This is a genomic window from Eubacterium sp. AF19-12LB (assembly GCF_003479125.1).
Lineage (GTDB): Bacteria > Bacillota > Clostridia > Lachnospirales > Lachnospiraceae > Eubacterium_U > Eubacterium_U album.
Genome location: NZ_QUGP01000004.1, coordinates 41,959 through 59,066, shown reverse-complemented (window position 1 = coordinate 59,066; position 17,108 = coordinate 41,959). Strand labels below are relative to the sequence as shown.

Annotated in this window: 12 protein-coding genes; all 12 read left to right on the top strand. The window is 34.7% G+C overall.

Annotated features, from left to right (window positions below; genetic code table 11):
- Positions 1-498 precede the first annotated feature (498 nt).
- Positions 499-4,326: a DNA-directed RNA polymerase subunit beta gene (locus DWX29_RS05025; RefSeq protein WP_117908864.1), complete on the top strand. Its 3,828-nt coding sequence runs from the start codon at positions 499-501 to the stop codon at positions 4,324-4,326.
- Between the two features lie 18 nt (positions 4,327-4,344).
- Positions 4,345-8,124, top strand: a complete 3,780-nt coding sequence (gene rpoC / locus DWX29_RS05020) for a DNA-directed RNA polymerase subunit beta' (protein WP_118565301.1) — start codon at positions 4,345-4,347, stop codon at positions 8,122-8,124.
- A 216-nt stretch (positions 8,125-8,340) separates the two neighbouring features.
- Positions 8,341-9,069: a radical SAM domain protein gene (locus tag DWX29_RS05015; protein ID WP_022089865.1), complete on the top strand. Its 729-nt coding sequence runs from the start codon at positions 8,341-8,343 to the stop codon at positions 9,067-9,069.
- Positions 9,063-9,779 (top strand): queuosine precursor transporter, encoded by a 717-nt coding sequence (locus DWX29_RS05010; protein WP_022089864.1) that lies wholly within the window; start codon positions 9,063-9,065, stop codon positions 9,777-9,779. The genes DWX29_RS05015 and DWX29_RS05010 overlap by 7 nt, the downstream gene beginning before the upstream one ends.
- A 329-nt stretch (positions 9,780-10,108) precedes the next feature.
- Entirely contained in the window at positions 10,109-10,255 is a 147-nt protein-coding gene (locus tag DWX29_RS12650; protein ID WP_158574504.1) for a hypothetical protein, read from the top strand.
- 142 nt (positions 10,256-10,397) lie between these two features.
- A complete protein-coding gene (locus tag DWX29_RS05005) occupies positions 10,398-10,970 on the top strand; it encodes a 2-oxoacid:acceptor oxidoreductase family protein (protein ID WP_022089863.1) in 573 nt (190 codons plus the stop codon).
- Entirely contained in the window at positions 10,971-11,282 is a 312-nt protein-coding gene (locus tag DWX29_RS05000) for a 4Fe-4S binding protein (RefSeq protein WP_022089862.1), read from the top strand.
- Entirely contained in the window at positions 11,275-12,468 is a 1,194-nt protein-coding gene (gene porA, locus DWX29_RS04995; RefSeq protein WP_022089861.1) for a pyruvate flavodoxin/ferredoxin oxidoreductase thiamine diP-binding domain protein, read from the top strand. The genes DWX29_RS05000 and porA overlap by 8 nt, the downstream gene beginning before the upstream one ends.
- A complete protein-coding gene (locus tag DWX29_RS04990) occupies positions 12,469-13,401 on the top strand; it encodes a thiamine pyrophosphate-dependent enzyme (protein WP_117908870.1) in 933 nt (310 codons plus the stop codon).
- A 144-nt stretch (positions 13,402-13,545) separates the two neighbouring features.
- Entirely contained in the window at positions 13,546-13,968 is a 423-nt protein-coding gene (locus tag DWX29_RS04985) for a hypothetical protein (RefSeq protein ID WP_022089859.1), read from the top strand.
- 181 nt (positions 13,969-14,149) lie between these two features.
- The gene (locus DWX29_RS04980) at positions 14,150-15,565 is read left to right on the top strand and encodes a hypothetical protein (protein ID WP_118565300.1); all 1,416 of its coding nucleotides are present in this window, start codon (positions 14,150-14,152) and stop codon (positions 15,563-15,565) included.
- A gap of 113 nt (positions 15,566-15,678) precedes the next feature.
- Positions 15,679-17,097 carry a sodium:alanine symporter family protein gene (locus tag DWX29_RS04975; protein WP_243053234.1) on the top strand — a complete coding sequence of 473 codons (1,419 nt, stop codon included), beginning with the start codon at positions 15,679-15,681 and terminating at the stop codon, positions 17,095-17,097.
- Positions 17,098-17,108: the final 11 nt, after the last annotated feature.

The window sequence follows — 17,108 nt, the reverse complement described above, 5'->3', positions numbered from 1 at the left end:
ATAAATAAGAACCTATCTCTTTTTGTGTTACGCGGCATTCTGCGAATGCCGCGTGCTAATTGATTTACGAAGAAAATCAATTAGAGGAACGAGCTTTTAGAAAAAACAGCGAATGCCGTGTGCTAATTGATTTACGAAGGAAATCAATTAGAGGAACGAGCTTTAAAAAAAACAGCGAATGCCGTGTGCTAATTGATTTGCGAAGAAAATCAATTAGAGGAACGAGCTTTTAGAAAAAACAGCGAATGCCGTGTGCTAATTGATTTACGAAGGAAATCAATTAGAGGAACGGCTCTTTGTCTAGCATTGGGGTAATCTCTTATATATATCGTGTGTAATTCTGCAATAAAATTAAAAAATGGTAAAAACATCAAAAAAGTCGTTGACATATAGATGAGTTTATGCTAAAGTGTAGAGTGCTTTATTGTGAAAATAGGGGTAATTTGCGCCCTATTGAATGAACAAAAAGACAAATTATAGACAAGGGGTGAAATGTCGATGGAGAAAAAGAGAATCCGTCCTGTGAAATCAGGTAGAAGCCTTCGTATGAGTTATTCTAGACAAAAAGAAGTTTTGGATATGCCAAATCTTATTGAGGTACAGAGAAATTCTTATGAATGGTTCCTTAGTGATGGACTAAAAGAAGCGTTAGATGATATCTCTCCTATTGAAGACTACAGCCAGAACTTAAGCCTTGAGTTCGTTGACTTCAAGTTATGTGTTGAAGATAAGAAGTATACGATTGAGGAATGTAAAGAAAGAGATGCAACATATGCAGCTCCTTTAAAAGTAAAGGTTAGACTTCATAACAAGGAAACAGGTGAATTTACTGAACATGATATATTTATGGGTGATTTGCCTTTAATGACAGAAACCGGTACATTCGTAATTAACGGTGCAGAACGTGTAATTGTCAGTCAGTTAGTACGTTCTCCTGGAATTTATTATGGTGTAAGTCATGATAAAGTTGGTAAAGAAATCTTTACATCAACTGTAATTCCTAACAGAGGTGCATGGTTAGAATACGAAACAGATTCAAATGATATATTTAGCGTTCGTGTGGACAGAACAAGAAAAGTGCCTGTAACAGTTCTTATTAGAGCTTTAGGAATAGGTACAAATGCAGAAATTATTGACTTGTTTGGCGAAGAACCTAAACTTCTCGCAAGTTTTGAAAAAGATCCATCAGAAGGATATCAGGATGGTCTTTTAGAACTCTATAAGAAGATTCGCCCAGGTGAACCTTTAAGTGTAGATAGCGCAGAATCATTAATTACAGGTATGTTCTTTGATTCAAGAAGATATGATTTGGCTAAAGTTGGACGTTATAAATTCAACAAGAAGCTTGCATTAAAGAACAGAATCAAAGGTCATGTACTCGCTGAAGATGTAGTAGATGCTACAACAGGTGAAGTACTTGCAAGCGCAGGTGACCGAGTAACAGAAGAAATGGCAATTAAGATTCAGAACGCAGCAGTACCAGCAGTTTGGATTCAGACTGAAATTAGAAATGAAAAAGTTCTTTCTAATATGATGGTAGATATTAATAGCTACGTTGATTTTGATTGCACTGATTTAGGCGTTAATGAAGCAGTATTTTATCCGGTTCTTGAAGAAATACTTCAGGAAAATGATACAGAAGAAGATCTTAAGGATGCAATTTCAAGAAGAATACATGAATTGATTCCTAAGCATATTACAAAGGAAGATATTTTAGCATCTATCAATTACTGCATGAATATCGAATGCGGTATTGGTACAGCTGATGATATTGACCATTTAGGAAACAGACGTATCAGAGCCGTAGGCGAATTGCTTCAGAACCAGTACAGAATAGGTCTTTCAAGAATGGAAAGAGTTGTTCGTGAAAGAATGACAACACAGGATCTTGAAGGAATTTCACCTCAGACTTTAATTAATATAAAACCAGTAACAGCAGCTGTGAAGGAATTCTTCGGAAGTTCTCAGTTATCACAGTTTATGGATCAGAATAACCCACTGGGTGAGTTGACACATAAGAGACGTCTTTCAGCGTTAGGACCTGGTGGTCTTTCAAGAGACCGTGCCGGATTCGAAGTTCGAGACGTACATTATACTCATTATGGTAGAATGTGTCCTATTGAAACACCTGAAGGTCCTAACATCGGTTTGATTAACTCATTTGCAACTTATGCAAGAATTAATGAATATGGATTTGTAGAAGCTCCTTATAGAAGAGTTGATAAGTCAGATCCATCAAACCCAAGAGTAACAGATGAAGTTGTATATCTTACAGCTGATGAAGAGGATAATTATACAGTAGCACAGGCTAATGAACCACTTGATGAAAATGGATACTTTATCCATAACAACGTATCAGGTCGTTACAGAGAAGAAACATCTCAGTTCCCTAAGAAGAGAATTGATCTTATGGACGTTTCTCCTAGAATGGTATTCTCTGTTGCTACATCAATGATTCCGTTCTTGCAGAACGATGATGCTAACCGTGCGTTGATGGGATCTAACATGCAGCGTCAGGCTGTTCCACTTATGACAACAGAAGCTCCTGTAATCGGTACAGGTATGGAAGCAAAAGCAGCTGTTGACTCAGGTGTATGTGTTGTCGCTAAACGTGCCGGTGTAGTTGAAAGAGCTACTTCAAAGGAAATTACTATTAAGTATGATGATAATGGAGAAAAGGAAACATATCATCTTTTGAAATTCCAGAGAAGTAACCAGGGTAACTGCTATAACCACAGAACAATCGTATTTAAGGGTGATCATGTGGAAGCGGGAGAAGTTATTGCCGATGGTGCATCAACATCTAATGGTGAAATCGCACTTGGAAAGAACCCATTAATTGGTTTCATGACATGGGAAGGTTATAACTACGAAGATGCTGTTTTACTTAGCGAAAGATTAGTACAGGATGATGTTTATACATCAATTCATATAGAAGAATACGAAACAGATGCAAGAGATACAAAACTTGGACCTGAAGAAATCACAAATGATGTTCCGGGTGTAGGTGATGAAGCACGTAAAGACTTGGATGAAAGAGGTATCATCAGAATTGGTGCTGAAGTTCGTGCCGGAGATATTCTTGTTGGAAAGGTTACACCAAAGGGTGAAACAGAACTTACACCTGAAGAAAGACTTTTAAGAGCTATCTTTGGTGAAAAGGCAAGAGAAGTAAGAGACACATCACTTAAAGTGCCACATGGTACTTCAGGTATCGTTGTAGATGCTAAAGTATTTAAGAGAGAAAATGGAGATGAATTAGCTCCTGGTGTAAACGAATCAGTTCGTATTTACATCGCACAGAAGAGAAAGATTTCAGTTGGTGATAAGATGGCCGGACGTCATGGTAATAAGGGTGTAGTTTCACGAGTATTACCAGTTGAAGATATGCCATTCCTTCCAAACGGAAGACCACTTGATATCGTACTTAACCCATTGGGTGTACCTTCTCGTATGAATATTGGACAGGTGCTTGAAATCCACTTTAGTTTAGCTGCTAAGGTATTAGGATTTAACATTGCTACTCCGGTATTTGATGGCGCGGATGAAAATGATATTATGGATACTCTCGAATTAGCTAATGATTATGCTAATATGGAATGGGGAGATTTCAAAGAAAAATATAATGATACATTACGTGAAGATGTAATGTCTTACCTTGAGGAACATCTTGACCACAGAGAAGAGTGGAAGGGTGTACCAATTTCAAGAAATGGTAAGGTAAGATTAAGAGATGGTAGAACAGGTGAATATTTTGATAGCCCGGTTACAATCGGATTCATGCATTACCTTAAACTCCATCACTTGGTTGATGATAAGATTCATGCACGTTCAACAGGTCCTTACTCACTTGTTACTCAGCAGCCACTTGGTGGTAAAGCTCAGTTCGGTGGACAGAGATTTGGTGAAATGGAAGTTTGGGCGCTTGAAGCTTATGGCGCATCATATACTCTTCAGGAAATCTTAACGGTTAAGTCTGATGATGTTGTTGGACGTGTTAAGACATATGAAGCAATTATTAAAGGTGAGAATATTCCACAGCCTGGAATTCCAGAGTCATTTAAGGTTCTTTTGAAGGAACTTCAGTCACTTGCCTTAGATGTTAAGGTATTAGATGAAAATGACGAAGAAGTAGAATTAAAGGAAAGCATTGATTATGGTGAAACAAACATAAATGCAATTATTAACAACGATAGAAACTTTAATTCAAATAAAGAAAATGCCAATGATTTTGAAAAAGCTGGTTATACAACACAGGAATTCGTTAACGAAGAACTTCAGGCAGTTGGCGCATCAGAAGATGTTTCTAGTGACGACAACGAGTAGTAGAAGGGAGATTTGATCATGACAGATAACAACATTAGTGAACAGGTGGCATTTGACAAGATTAAAATCGGTCTTGCATCACCGGAAAAGATCAGAGAATGGTCAAAGGGTGAAGTGACAAAACCAGAGACAATTAACTACAGAACTTTAAAGCCTGAGAAGGACGGATTGTTTTGTGAAAAAATCTTTGGACCTAGCAAAGACTGGGAATGTCATTGTGGAAAATATAAGAAAATCAGATATAAAGGTGTCATTTGTGACAGATGTGGTGTTGAAGTAACTAAAGCCAGCGTTCGTAGAGAGCGTATGGGTAGAGTTGAACTTGCAGCTCCTGTATCACACATTTGGTACTTCAAGGGTATCCCATCAAGAATGGGATTAATCCTTGATATATCACCAAAGGTATTGGAAAAAGTATTGTACTTCGCATCGTACATTGTACTTGATCCAATGGATACAAATCTTGAGTACAAGCAGGTTTTATCTGAAAAAGAATTCAGAGAAGCTTATGAAGAATATGCAGGAAAATTCAGAGTAGGCATGGGTGCTGAAGCTATTAAAGAATTACTTGCAGCTATAGATTTGGATAAAGAAGCTGAAGAACTTAAAGCAGAGTTATTTGAAGCAACAGGTCAGAAAAAGACTAAGATTGTTAAAAGACTTGAAGTTATGGAAGCTTTCAGAAGTTCAGGAAACAAACCTGAATGGATGATTCTTGATGTAGTACCTGTAATTCCACCTGACTTAAGACCTATGGTACAGTTAGATGGTGGTAGATTTGCTACATCAGATTTAAATGATTTATACAGAAGAATCATAAATAGAAATAACCGTCTTAAGAGACTTCTTGAATTAGGCGCTCCGGAAATCATTGTTAGAAACGAAAAGAGAATGCTTCAGGAAGCTGTAGACGCGTTAATCGATAATGGTAGAAGAGGAAGACCTGTAACTGGTCCTGGAAACAGAGCTCTTAAGTCATTATCAGACATGCTTAAAGGTAAGCAGGGACGTTTCCGTCAGAACTTACTTGGTAAGCGTGTTGACTATTCAGGACGTTCAGTTATCGTTGTAGGACCGGAACTTAAGATTTATCAGTGCGGTCTTCCAAAAGAGATGGCTATTGAATTGTTCAAACCATTTGTTATGAAAGAATTAGTGGCAAATGGAACAGCACACAATATTAAGAGTGCTAAGAAGATGGTAGAAAGATTACAGACAGAAGTATGGGATGTATTAGAGGATGTAATTAAAGAACATCCAGTTATGCTTAACCGTGCCCCTACACTTCACAGACTTGGTATTCAGGCATTTGAACCTGTTTTAGTTGAAGGTAGAGCTATTAAGCTTCATCCACTTGTATGTACAGCTTATAATGCCGACTTCGATGGTGACCAGATGGCCGTGCATCTTCCATTGTCAGTAGAAGCACAGGCAGAATGTAGATTCTTATTATTGTCACCAAACAACTTATTAAAACCATCAGATGGTGCACCTGTAGCAGTTCCTTCACAGGATATGGTACTTGGTATTTATTATTTGACAATGGATAAATATGTTGATTATTCAGATGATGAGAAACTTGTTAAGACATTAGAAAAGGCAAAAGTTTACGAAGATGAAGACAGTATCAGAAAAGAATTAAATGATGGAAAAATTGATGTTGATTCAATGATTAAATTCCATGCAGATGACAGAGTTGTAATTTGTAAAACTATTGACGTTTTAGGACGTAGCTTTAGCAATGAAAATCAGGCAATTCTCGCATATGAAAATGGAGAAATTACTCTTCACCAGAAGATTCGTGTAAAGAGAACTGTATACAACAATGAAGGTAAGGAAATTACAGGTGTTGTTGATGCGACTCTTGGACGTTTAATATTTAATGAAATCCTTCCACAGGATTTGGGATTTGTTAAGAGAGAAACAGATGAAGACTTCCTTAAATTAGAAGTTGGATTCCACGTAGGAAAGAAACAGTTGAAACAGATTCTTGAAAAAGTAATCAATAACCATGGCGCAACAAAGACTGCTGAAGTTTTAGATGATATCAAGGCTATGGGGTATAAGTTCTCAACAAGAGCTGCCATGACAGTTTCAATTTCTGATATGACAGTACCTGCAGCTAAACAGCAGATTTTAGATGATGCTGAAGAAACTGTAGAAAAGATTACAAAGAACTATCGTCGTGGTTTCTTAACAGATGAAGAAAGATACAAAGAAGTAATTACAACATGGCAGAAAGCCGATGATGAAATTACAAAAGCCCTTCTTACAGGACTTGATAAATATAATAACATCTTTATGATGGCTGACTCTGGTGCCCGTGGTTCTGATAAGCAGATTAAACAGCTTGCCGGTATGCGTGGTTTGATGGCCGATACATCAGGTAGAACTATCGAGTTGCCTATTAAGTCAAACTTCCGTGAAGGTCTTGACGTTTTGGAATACTTCATTTCAGCTCATGGTGCTAGAAAAGGTATGGCAGATACAGCGTTAAGAACAGCCGATTCAGGATACTTAACAAGACGTCTTGTTGATGTATCACAGGATTTAATTATTCGTGATGTTGACTGTTGTGAAGGAAAGGCAATTCCATTTATGGAAATCGAAGCTTTCACAGACGGCGGTGAAGTAATTGAAAGTCTTGAAGAAAGAATTACAGGAAGATATTCTGCAGAAACAATTTATGATACAGAAGGAAATATCATTGTAAAAGCAAACCACATGATTACACCAAAGCGTGCAGCAAAGGTTGTAGCTACAGGTGTAGACAAGGTTAAGATTCGTACAATTCTTACATGTAAATCACATGTAGGTGTATGTTCTAAGTGTTACGGTGCTAACATGGCTACAGGTCAGTCAGTACAGGTTGGTGAAGCAGTTGGTATTATTGCTGCTCAGTCAATCGGTGAACCTGGTACACAGCTTACAATGAGAACATTCCACTCAGGTGGTATCGCTGGAGATGATATTACACAGGGTCTTCCTAGAGTAGAAGAATTATTTGAAGCTAGAAAGCCAAAGGGTCTTGCTATTATTGCTGAATTTGGTGGAAGAGCTGAAATTAAAGAAAATAAAAAGAAACGTGAAATTGTTATTACTAATGATGAAACAGGCGAATCAAAGACATATTTGATTCCTTACGGTTCAAGAATTAAGATTCTTGACGGTGCAATCCTTGAAGCAGGTGACGAACTTACAGAAGGTAGTATAAACCCACACGATCTCTTAAAGATTAAGGGACTTCGTGCAGTTCAGGATTATATGATTCGTGAAGTACAGAGAGTTTACCGCTTACAGGGTGTAGAAATTAATGATAAGCACGTTGAAGTAATTGTACGTCAGATGCTTAAGAAGATTAAGGTTGACACAGCAGGAGATTCAGAATTCCTTCCAGGTACATCAGTTGACGTTCTTGATTTCAATGAAACAGTAGAACGTTTGCAGGAAGAAGGAAAAGAAGTTCCAACAGGTACTCAGGTAATGCTTGGTATCACAAAGGCCAGCCTTGCTACAAATTCATTCTTATCAGCAGCTTCATTCCAGGAAACAACAAGAGTTCTTACAGAAGCAGCTATTAATGGTAAGGTTGATCCACTTGTAGGTCTTAAGGAAAACGTAATCATTGGTAAATTAATCCCTGCAGGTACAGGTATGAAGAGATACCGTTCTGTAAAATTAGATACTGATGACAATATTGCAAATGCAATAAACGATGATGATGTTTTATCATTCTCAGAAGATGAAGAAATTACATCAGAAGACGTTGTTGCGGTTAGCGAAGATACAGAAGAATAAAAAAATCAAAAGCAATATACTTGCATTTGATAATATAAAAGACAGTTCGTAACCATCCTGTCTATAAACAAAACTAAGGATTTAATTTATGAAAAAAAGAGCGCCTTAGTGTGCTCTTTTTTTCGTTACGAACTATAAAACATCTGCTGTACGAGTGGTGATTATAGTTTAAATAAGTATATTATAAAGTGCTGTTTGATAAAGGAGCAATTAATTATGGTAGAAGGTTTTAATCCTGTAAGATATTCAATTATTAAAGGTAAATGTCCAAGAGAAATAGTAATGCTTGTTGGAAATGGGTGTAAATGGCGTAAATGCAGATTTTGTGATTATCATTTAGACTCAAGCCCTGACAAAGAATTTAATTATAAAATAAATAAAGCTGAACTTGAAAAAGTGACAGGAATGTTTGGTGAACTTGAAGTAATAAATTCAGGAAGTTTTGTAGATCTAGATGGAAATACAATTAAAATGATTAAGGATATTTGCGTAAATAAAAAAATAAAAAAAATTCATTTTGAATGTCATTGGATTCATAAAGATGAAGTTAAAGAATTTAAAAAGGAATTTATGGATTTGGGAGTAGAACCTGTAATTAGACTCGGATTAGAAACTTTTGATTATGACTTTAGAGAAAATTATCTTGTTAAAGGAATAGATGAAAAAAATCCGAAAATAATAGCTGAATATTTTGATGAAATTAATTTGCTTCAAGGAATAGAAGGACAAACAGCCGAATCTATGATTTGGGATATAGAAATGGGCTTAAAGCATTTTAAACGTGTATATGTAAATATTATGACAGAAAATAAAATGCCGATAAAGCCTGATAAAATGGTTATTGAGCAATTTAGAACAAAAGTATATCCACGATTTAAAGATAATGATAAAGTGGATATTCTATTAGAAAATACAGATTTTGGAGTTGGAGAGAATAAATGTTAAATGAAATTTTATTAATAGGTTCAATAATTGTAATTTATGGAATGACGCTTGTATTGTATAGAATTTTTGGAAAACAGGGATTATATACATTTACAATAATTGCAACAATAGGCGCTAATATCGAAGTTTTAATAGTTATTAATGCATTTGGAATGGAAATGACATTAGGAAATGTGTTATTTGCTTCTACATTTTTAATAACGGATATAATAAGTGAAATATATGGAAAAAAAGATGCTAAACTTGCGGTATATTTGGGTATATCTACATCAATTGCTTTTATAATTTTGTCGCAGTGGTGGCTTCAGTATATCCCTGCAGAAAGCGATTTTGCGATGCCTGCAATGAAGACAATTTTTTCAAATACACCAAGATTAATGCTTACAAGTATGATTGTATATGCCATAGTACAGCAATTTGATGTGTGGGCATATCATAAATGGTGGGAATTTACTAAAAAGAAGTTTGGTAATGAAAGAAAATATTTATGGATTAGAAACAATGGTTCAACACTTGTATCACAGTTCTTAAATAATCTATTATTTTCACTTGGTGCATTTTGGGGAATACATTCAACATCAACAATAATAAAAATTGTAATTTCCAGTTATGTGATATTTATTGTAACAAGCCTTGCTGATACACCTTTTGTATATTGTGCAAGATTGATTTATGATAAAAATAAAGAAAAAGATAAATTTAAAAAGTAAAGATTAAATGTACATGTGATGTGAGAAAAAAATAATATAATATATAAAAATGGTGCCTTATAGATTGAAAGAACTTTTAGTTTGAAACAATCTGTAGGGCATTTTTTGTGTGCTGATTATGTACAAAATTCTAAGCAATTAAAAATATTATTTTTACTGAATTACTATATGAAAGATTTTAAGCAATTAACATTAATGCTATTTTTTGATAAAAAAGAGAACTAAATATACCGACAATACAGCAACAGATTATTATTACAAAGTAACATCTTATGTAAATAATCAGGAATCAGGTTTATCAGATCCTATTTTAGAAGATTTGTTCTGTAATGCTTACAGGAAATCCTGGAATTTCTCATGTAGTAAATTATTCAGGGGGAGCTGTAACATATGTGGGACAAAGACAGATTCTTACTTCATACGGTTCAGGTTTGGCATTGCCAACTATTAAATTAATTAACAGTTTAACATATTAAAGCGTTAACTATTGAAAATAATGTGTAATTTGCTTATAATACTCTTTATATGCAGTTAGTTAAAGTGCTTTCGAATTTATTAATTCAATCCAGATAACACATAAATGCATAAAGAACAATTTATGAAAAGGAAAGAAAAAAGATGAAAGATACGCTTGAAATCAGATGGCACGGACGTGGAGGACAAGGTGCCAAAACAGCAGCTTTGCTTTTAGCAGAAGTGGCGTTTAAAACAGGTAAATATGCTCAGGGTTTCCCTGAATATGGTCCTGAAAGAATGGGTGCGCCAATTACTGCTTACGACAGAATAAGTGATTCAGAAATTCGAGTTCATTCGAATATTTATGATCCGGAATTTGTAGTTGTAGTTGATGAAACTTTATTAGAGATTGTCGATGTTACAGCAGGTCTTAAAGAAGATGGAGCAATTCTAATTAATACTGCAAAAAGTAAGGAAGAAATATTACCACTGTTAAAAGGATATAAAGGAAAAGTTTACACAGTTGATGCCAGAAAGATTTCAATGGAAACTCTTGGTAAAAATTTCCCTAATACACCAATGCTTGCAGCTATAGTAAAGGTTACAGGAGTAATCGATGATGAAACATTCTTGAATGAGATGGAAGGTTCATTCAAGCATAAATTTGCAAGAAAACCTGAAGTAATTGAAGGAAATATGCAAGCTCTTAAGGTAGCTTTAAGGGAGGTTAAATAAATGGCAAAGACAGATATAACAAAGTTAGGAACTGATGTAGCATGGCAGGATGTTACAAGAGGTAACACAGTTGTAGGTTGCGGAACAACAAAGCAGTTTGTAACAGGTGACTGGACAAATGTAGCACCTGTTATAGATGAAGAAAAATGCAAACAGTGTTTATTATGCGTACCTTGTTGCCCGGATAGCGCAATTCCGGTAAAAGATTACAAGAGATGTGCAATAGATTATGATCATTGTAAAGGATGTGGAATTTGTGTTAAAGCATGTCCATTTGGAGCAATAAAGATGGAGGTGAAGAAGAATGCCTAAGAAAGTACAGATGTCAGGAAATGAAGCAGTTGCAAATGCTTTAAGACAGATTAATCCGGATGTATTTCCAATGTTTCCGATCACACCATCAACTGAAATTCCACAGTATTTTGCAAATTATGTATCAAATGGATTAGTTGATACAGAATTTATTACAGTTGAAAGTGAACATAGTTCAATGTCAGCAGCAATTGGTGCATCAGCAGCAGGAGCGAGAGCATTGACAGCAACATCATCTGCAGGACTCGCATTTATGTGGGAAGTATTAGGTGTTGCAGCATCTCATAGAGTACCTGTCGTATTAGCAGCAGTTTGTAGAGCTCTTACAGGCCCTCTTAACATTAACTGTGATCATTCAGATACAATGGGAGCAAGAGATTCAGGTTGGATTCAGTTATATGCTGAAACAAATCAGGAAGCATATGACAATATGGTTATGGCTTACAGAATTGCAGAACATAAGGATGTTATGTTACCAATTATGATTTGCCAGGATGGATTTATTACAAGTCATGCCGTAATGAATATGGAATTACTTGATGATGATGTAGTAAAGAATTTCGTTGGAGAATATGAGCCGGAAGATTATTTGCTCAATCCAAATGAAACATATGCAGTAGGACCATATGCCATCACTGATTACTATATGGAATCAAGAAAAGCACAGGCTCATGCAATGGAAAATGCAAAGCAGGTAATTAAAGATATTGCAGAAGAATTTGAAAAAATATCAGGACGTAAATACGGTCTTATTGAAGAATATAGAATGGAAGATGCTGAATATGCAGTTGTTATTATAGGTTCAGCTGCAGGAACAACAAAGGAAGCAATCGACCATATGAGAGAAAATGGTGAAAAGGTAGGTCTTATAAAAGTAAGATCATTCAGACCTTTCCCTGGAGAAGAAATTGCAGCTTCACTTAAAAAATGTAAGGCTGTAGCAATAATGGACAGATCTGAAAGCTTTTCAACAAATGGAGGCCCATTAGGAGCAGAGACAATGCAGGCAATGTACACAGCAAGATGTACAGCTCTTACAATTGATATCATGTATGGTATTGGTGGACGTGATGTTACAGTTGATGACATGATTAATGTATATGATACATTAAAAGACATCGCAGTAACAGGAGAAACAGGTGACGTTTACAGATACATGGGATTAAGAGATAAGGAGGCAAAATAAATGGGTTACAATTTTAAAGAAACAATGAATAAGCCTGAAAGATTTGCTCCCGGTCATAGAATGTGTGCAGGTTGTGGAGCTACTATAACAGCAAGAAACGTTCTTAGAGGACTTCATGAAGGTGATAAGGCAGTTATTTCATGTGCAACAGGATGTTTAAATGTATCGTCATTTATGTATCCATATGTAGCATGGGAAGACAGTTATATACATAGTGCATTTGAAAACGCAAGTTCGACAATGAGTGGTGTTGAAGGTGCATATAAGGCTTTAAAGAAAAAAGGTAAATTAAAAGAAGATTATAAATTCATTACATTTGGTGGTGATGGTGGTACATATGATATCGGTATCCAGTCTCTTTCAGGAGCAATGGAAAGAGGAACAAATATGACGTATGTATGCTACGATAATGGAGCATATATGAATACCGGTACACAGCGTTCATCAGCAACTCCAATGTATGCGGATACAACAACAACACCTGTTGGACCAAAATGTAAAGGTAAAGCACAGTATAGAAAAGATTTAGCAGCAATACTTGCAGCACATGACATTCCATACGTTGCACAGACAACTTTACTTCAGGGATTTAAAGATATGCATGTTAAGGCTGAAAAAGCTATCTATACAGATGGACCAGCATTTTTAAATGTTATGTCACCATGTCCTACAGGATGGAAATATAAAGCTGACGAAATAATGGAAATATGTAAGTTAGGTGTAGAAACTAATTACTGGCCATTATTTGAAGTGATTGATGGCAAATGGATTTTGAATTATGAACCAAAGAAGAGACTTCCAATTGAAGAATTTTTAAGAACACAGGGAAGATTTAAACATTTGTTTAAACCTGAAAATGAACACCTGATTGAAGAATTCCAGAAGGAAGTTGACAGAAGATGGGATGATTTGTTATTCAAATGTAGCAGATAACAGTATGAAAAATGCTGTTGTAAAATTACACAAAATGGTGTAAATTAAGATAGATTAATATTGACATATAAAGGCTGCCAAAAATAGAGAATATAATTTCTGTTTTTGACAGCCGATTTTTCTGAGGGAAAGAATAGGAATAAGATGGAATTTGAATTTAATCGAGAAAAAAGCAGTTTCATAAAAGTTTTAAAAGGAAAATGCGAAAAAAATGCATTAAAGTGCAGTGTTGAAGATAATAAAATAATGATTGAAACATTTGATAATTCAGAAGGAAAGTTAGAAGATGCTATACCGGCAGTTTTTAAAGGAACAATTGAAGCTAAAGAAAATAAAACATCAATTAAAGGAAGATTTACAAACGGATTTTATTTGACAACATTAGTAGCGGTAGCAGCGATATTAATAATTGCAAGATTATCATGGTCAATATATCAGAAACAATTGGACAATATTATTATGTGTGCCATAGCTACTGCAATATTAGTAATTGTTTGTGTAGTTGTTAACATTAAAGGGAAAAAAACAAAAGAAAGAATAATAACTTTGTTGAAACAACTACAATAATGTTAATAAAGTATGAAACAAGGATGGGTATGTTGCCTTTTGAAATCTGTCTGTTATAATGATATGAAAAAAGTATTTGTTGAATTATACAAGAAATGATTTTATTGACTTATACTCGTATAAATACAAAAAATAATTTTATTGACTTATGTCCGTAGAATGGTAAAAGGAATAATTAGTAATGAATAATAAAGTAAGTTCAGCTACAAAAAATATAATAATGGTATGCTTAAGTAACGGTCTGACTATTTTAGTCGGGCTGTTCATGGGATTTATTTTGCCAAAGAATATTAGTGTTGATAGTTATGCAAATTATCAGATTTATAATTTATATATAGCGTATGCGGGGTTCTTTCATTTTGGACTTGTAAACGGAATATATATTAAGTATGGAAAATATGATTATGAAGATATTCCATACAGTAAGTTTAAAGCATTTTTTAAAAGCCTGATAGTAATTCATATAATTTCTGCATTGGCGTTGTTAGCATTTGTTATATTTGCAAGTGGTGGAAATGATATAGATCAAAGAATTGCATATCTTTTTGTAATAGTTAATATTCCGTTGATTAATATTAAATGGTTCTTTTCATCTATAAATCAATTTACAAAGAGATTTGTTATAGACAGTTATCTTACAATAACTCAGAATGTTTTAAATGTTGTAGCAGTAGGATGTATTATAGCATTTCATCTGTACACATATTTAAGTATTTTAATATTCACAACAATAATGAATTTTGTATGTATGAGTTTGTCTATATATCAAAATAAAGAAATTATACTTGCAAAATCAGGAAAAGTTCAGTTATCCGAAGTTGGTGGATTAATAAAAACAGGTTTTTTCCTGATGCTTAGTGAGTTTGTTGGAATTATTATTTTAGGAATAGACAGTATATTTGTACAACAGTTTATGCCTAAATATACATTTTCAATGTATCAGTTTGCGGTTTCAATAGTAAGTCTTGTATTTACAATGGTAACGGTTGTTACAAATCTTGTATATCCATATCTTGTTAGAGCGGATGAAAATAAATATGGATTATATTATACGATGCTTAGTGATGTGGTATCTGTTGTTTCAGCAGCAGCAATGGCGGCATTTTTTGCAGCAAAATTTATCATACAATTATGGATACCTAAATATAATGATAGCATTCCTATAGTCGCAATTTTGTTTGGAACTATAGTATTCAGAATTTTAATAATGTTGGTATGTGGAAATTATTTTAAAGTACTTAAGATGATAAAGGAATACACTGCTAACAACATTATGGCAATTACCATAGGCTTTGCGTTTGATGTAATAGCATTGATTGTGTTTAATGATTCATGGTACATTGCGTTAGCAAGTCTTGCGTCATTTATAGTATGGTATTTAATTACAGATAGAAAATTTATAAAGCATTTTAAATTGAAAGTTAAGGATTGGATGCCAAGATATTTTTATATCGTAGTAAGTTTAGGGGCATTTTATTTCTTTGCAAATCATGATTGGGTAGTAAGTATTTTTGTCTATGGAATATTTACGGTTATATTTGGAATAGCATGCTTTGCAAAATATATAAAAGTAATAAACGAGATGAGAGTAAAATAAACTTGACAATAAACGGATGACAAATTAGTATATTAGTAAGTTCCAAAGGCGGTAACCCGGAGTCGGGTTGCCGCTTTTTGTGTTTATGGTAAAAAATGAAAAAGGAAGGGAATATGCTTATGAAAGGATTTGCAAAGACACTGGGAGATGTTTTGTCAACAATTGACGGAATTGTATGGGGACCAATTATGTTATGCTTATTAGTTGGAACCGGAGTAATTTTAACTATCAGAACAAGAGGATTAGGATGGAGAAATTTAGGTTATGCCCTTAAGTCGACACTTAGTAAAGAAGCAAGAACAAAAAGTAGAGGAAGTGGAGATATTTCACCATTTTCAGCTCTGACAACAGCGCTTGCAGCAACAATTGGTACCGGAAACATCGTAGGTGTTGCTACAGCCATGGTATCAGGTGGACCCGGAGCATTAGTATGGATGTGGTTGTCGGCAGCATTTGGAATTACATCAAAATTTAGTGAATGTATGCTTGCAATTAAGTATAGAGAAGTAAATGCTAATGGGGAAATGTCAGGTGGTCCTATGTATACAATGAAAAAGGCATTTAAAAATAAAAAGATTGGAGCAGTACTTGGCTGGGTGTTTGCCTTATTCGCTGTAATAGCATCATTTGGAATAGGAAATCTTACACAGGCAAACTCGATATCAGAGTCATTAAAATCTACATGGAACATCCCGACAAATGTTGTTGGGGTAATTCTTACAATTTTAGCTTTAATTATAATTGTAGGTGGAATCAAATCAATATCAAAAGTATCACAGGTTGTAGTACCTGCAATGGCAATATTTTATGTAATAGCAGGTTTAGTGGTAATTATAATTAATATAGAAAATGTTCCCGCAGGATTGACAGCAGTTTTTCAATCTGCAATAGGGATACAGCCACTTGCAGGAGGAGTAGCAGGAACAATTACAGCTTCAATGATGAACGCAATGAGATTTGGTGTAGCAAGAGGTGTTTTTTCAAATGAAGCAGGTATGGGCTCAGCTGCCATAACTGCAGCAGCAGCTACAACAGATAACCATGTAAGACAGGGATACATAAATATGACAGGAACGTTTTACGATACAATAGTTGTATGTACTATTACAGGATTATGTATTGCAAGCTCAGGTGTACTTGGAACAACAGATGCATCAGGAGAATTAGTATCTGGAGCTGCCTTGACAATTGCAGCATTTAGTACGGCTTTAGGTAAATGGGGAGCTTACCTTGTTACAATAGGAATTGCATTATTTGCATTTTCAACAATACTTGGATGGGAGTATCATGGAGAAAAAGCATTTGAATATATTTTGGGAACACACAAATACAACATGATTTACAGAATATTATTTTCTTTAATTGCATACATAGGAGCTACAACAACATTACAGATTGTATGGGATTTCTCAGATATAGCCAATGCGCTTATGGCTATTCCGAACTTAATATGTCTTCTTGCTTTAAGCGGTGAAATTGCAAAAGATATGATAGAATTTCAAAAAGTAATTAAGGCAGAGAAAAATAAGTAATAGAATATTAT

Bases quoted from the DNA above. Each gene is read 5' to 3' on its own strand.
- DWX29_RS04980 (WP_118565300.1), top strand. From the start codon at position 14,150: ATGAATAATAAAGTAAGTTCAGCTACAAAAAATATAATAATGGTATGC.
- DWX29_RS12650 (WP_158574504.1), top strand. From the start codon at position 10,109: ATGCTTACAGGAAATCCTGGAATTTCTCATGTAGTAAATTATTCAGGG.
- DWX29_RS04985 (WP_022089859.1), top strand. From the start codon at position 13,546: ATGGAATTTGAATTTAATCGAGAAAAAAGCAGTTTCATAAAAGTTTTA.
- DWX29_RS04990 (WP_117908870.1), top strand. From the start codon at position 12,469: ATGGGTTACAATTTTAAAGAAACAATGAATAAGCCTGAAAGATTTGCT.
- DWX29_RS05005 (WP_022089863.1), top strand. From the start codon at position 10,398: ATGAAAGATACGCTTGAAATCAGATGGCACGGACGTGGAGGACAAGGT.
- DWX29_RS05025 (WP_117908864.1), top strand. From the start codon at position 499: ATGGAGAAAAAGAGAATCCGTCCTGTGAAATCAGGTAGAAGCCTTCGT.
- DWX29_RS05015 (WP_022089865.1), top strand. From the start codon at position 8,341: ATGGTAGAAGGTTTTAATCCTGTAAGATATTCAATTATTAAAGGTAAA.
- DWX29_RS04975 (WP_243053234.1), top strand. From the start codon at position 15,679: ATGCTTATGAAAGGATTTGCAAAGACACTGGGAGATGTTTTGTCAACA.
- porA (WP_022089861.1), top strand. From the start codon at position 11,275: ATGCCTAAGAAAGTACAGATGTCAGGAAATGAAGCAGTTGCAAATGCT.
- DWX29_RS05000 (WP_022089862.1), top strand. From the start codon at position 10,971: ATGGCAAAGACAGATATAACAAAGTTAGGAACTGATGTAGCATGGCAG.
- rpoC (WP_118565301.1), top strand. From the start codon at position 4,345: ATGACAGATAACAACATTAGTGAACAGGTGGCATTTGACAAGATTAAA.
- DWX29_RS05010 (WP_022089864.1), top strand. From the start codon at position 9,063: ATGTTAAATGAAATTTTATTAATAGGTTCAATAATTGTAATTTATGGA.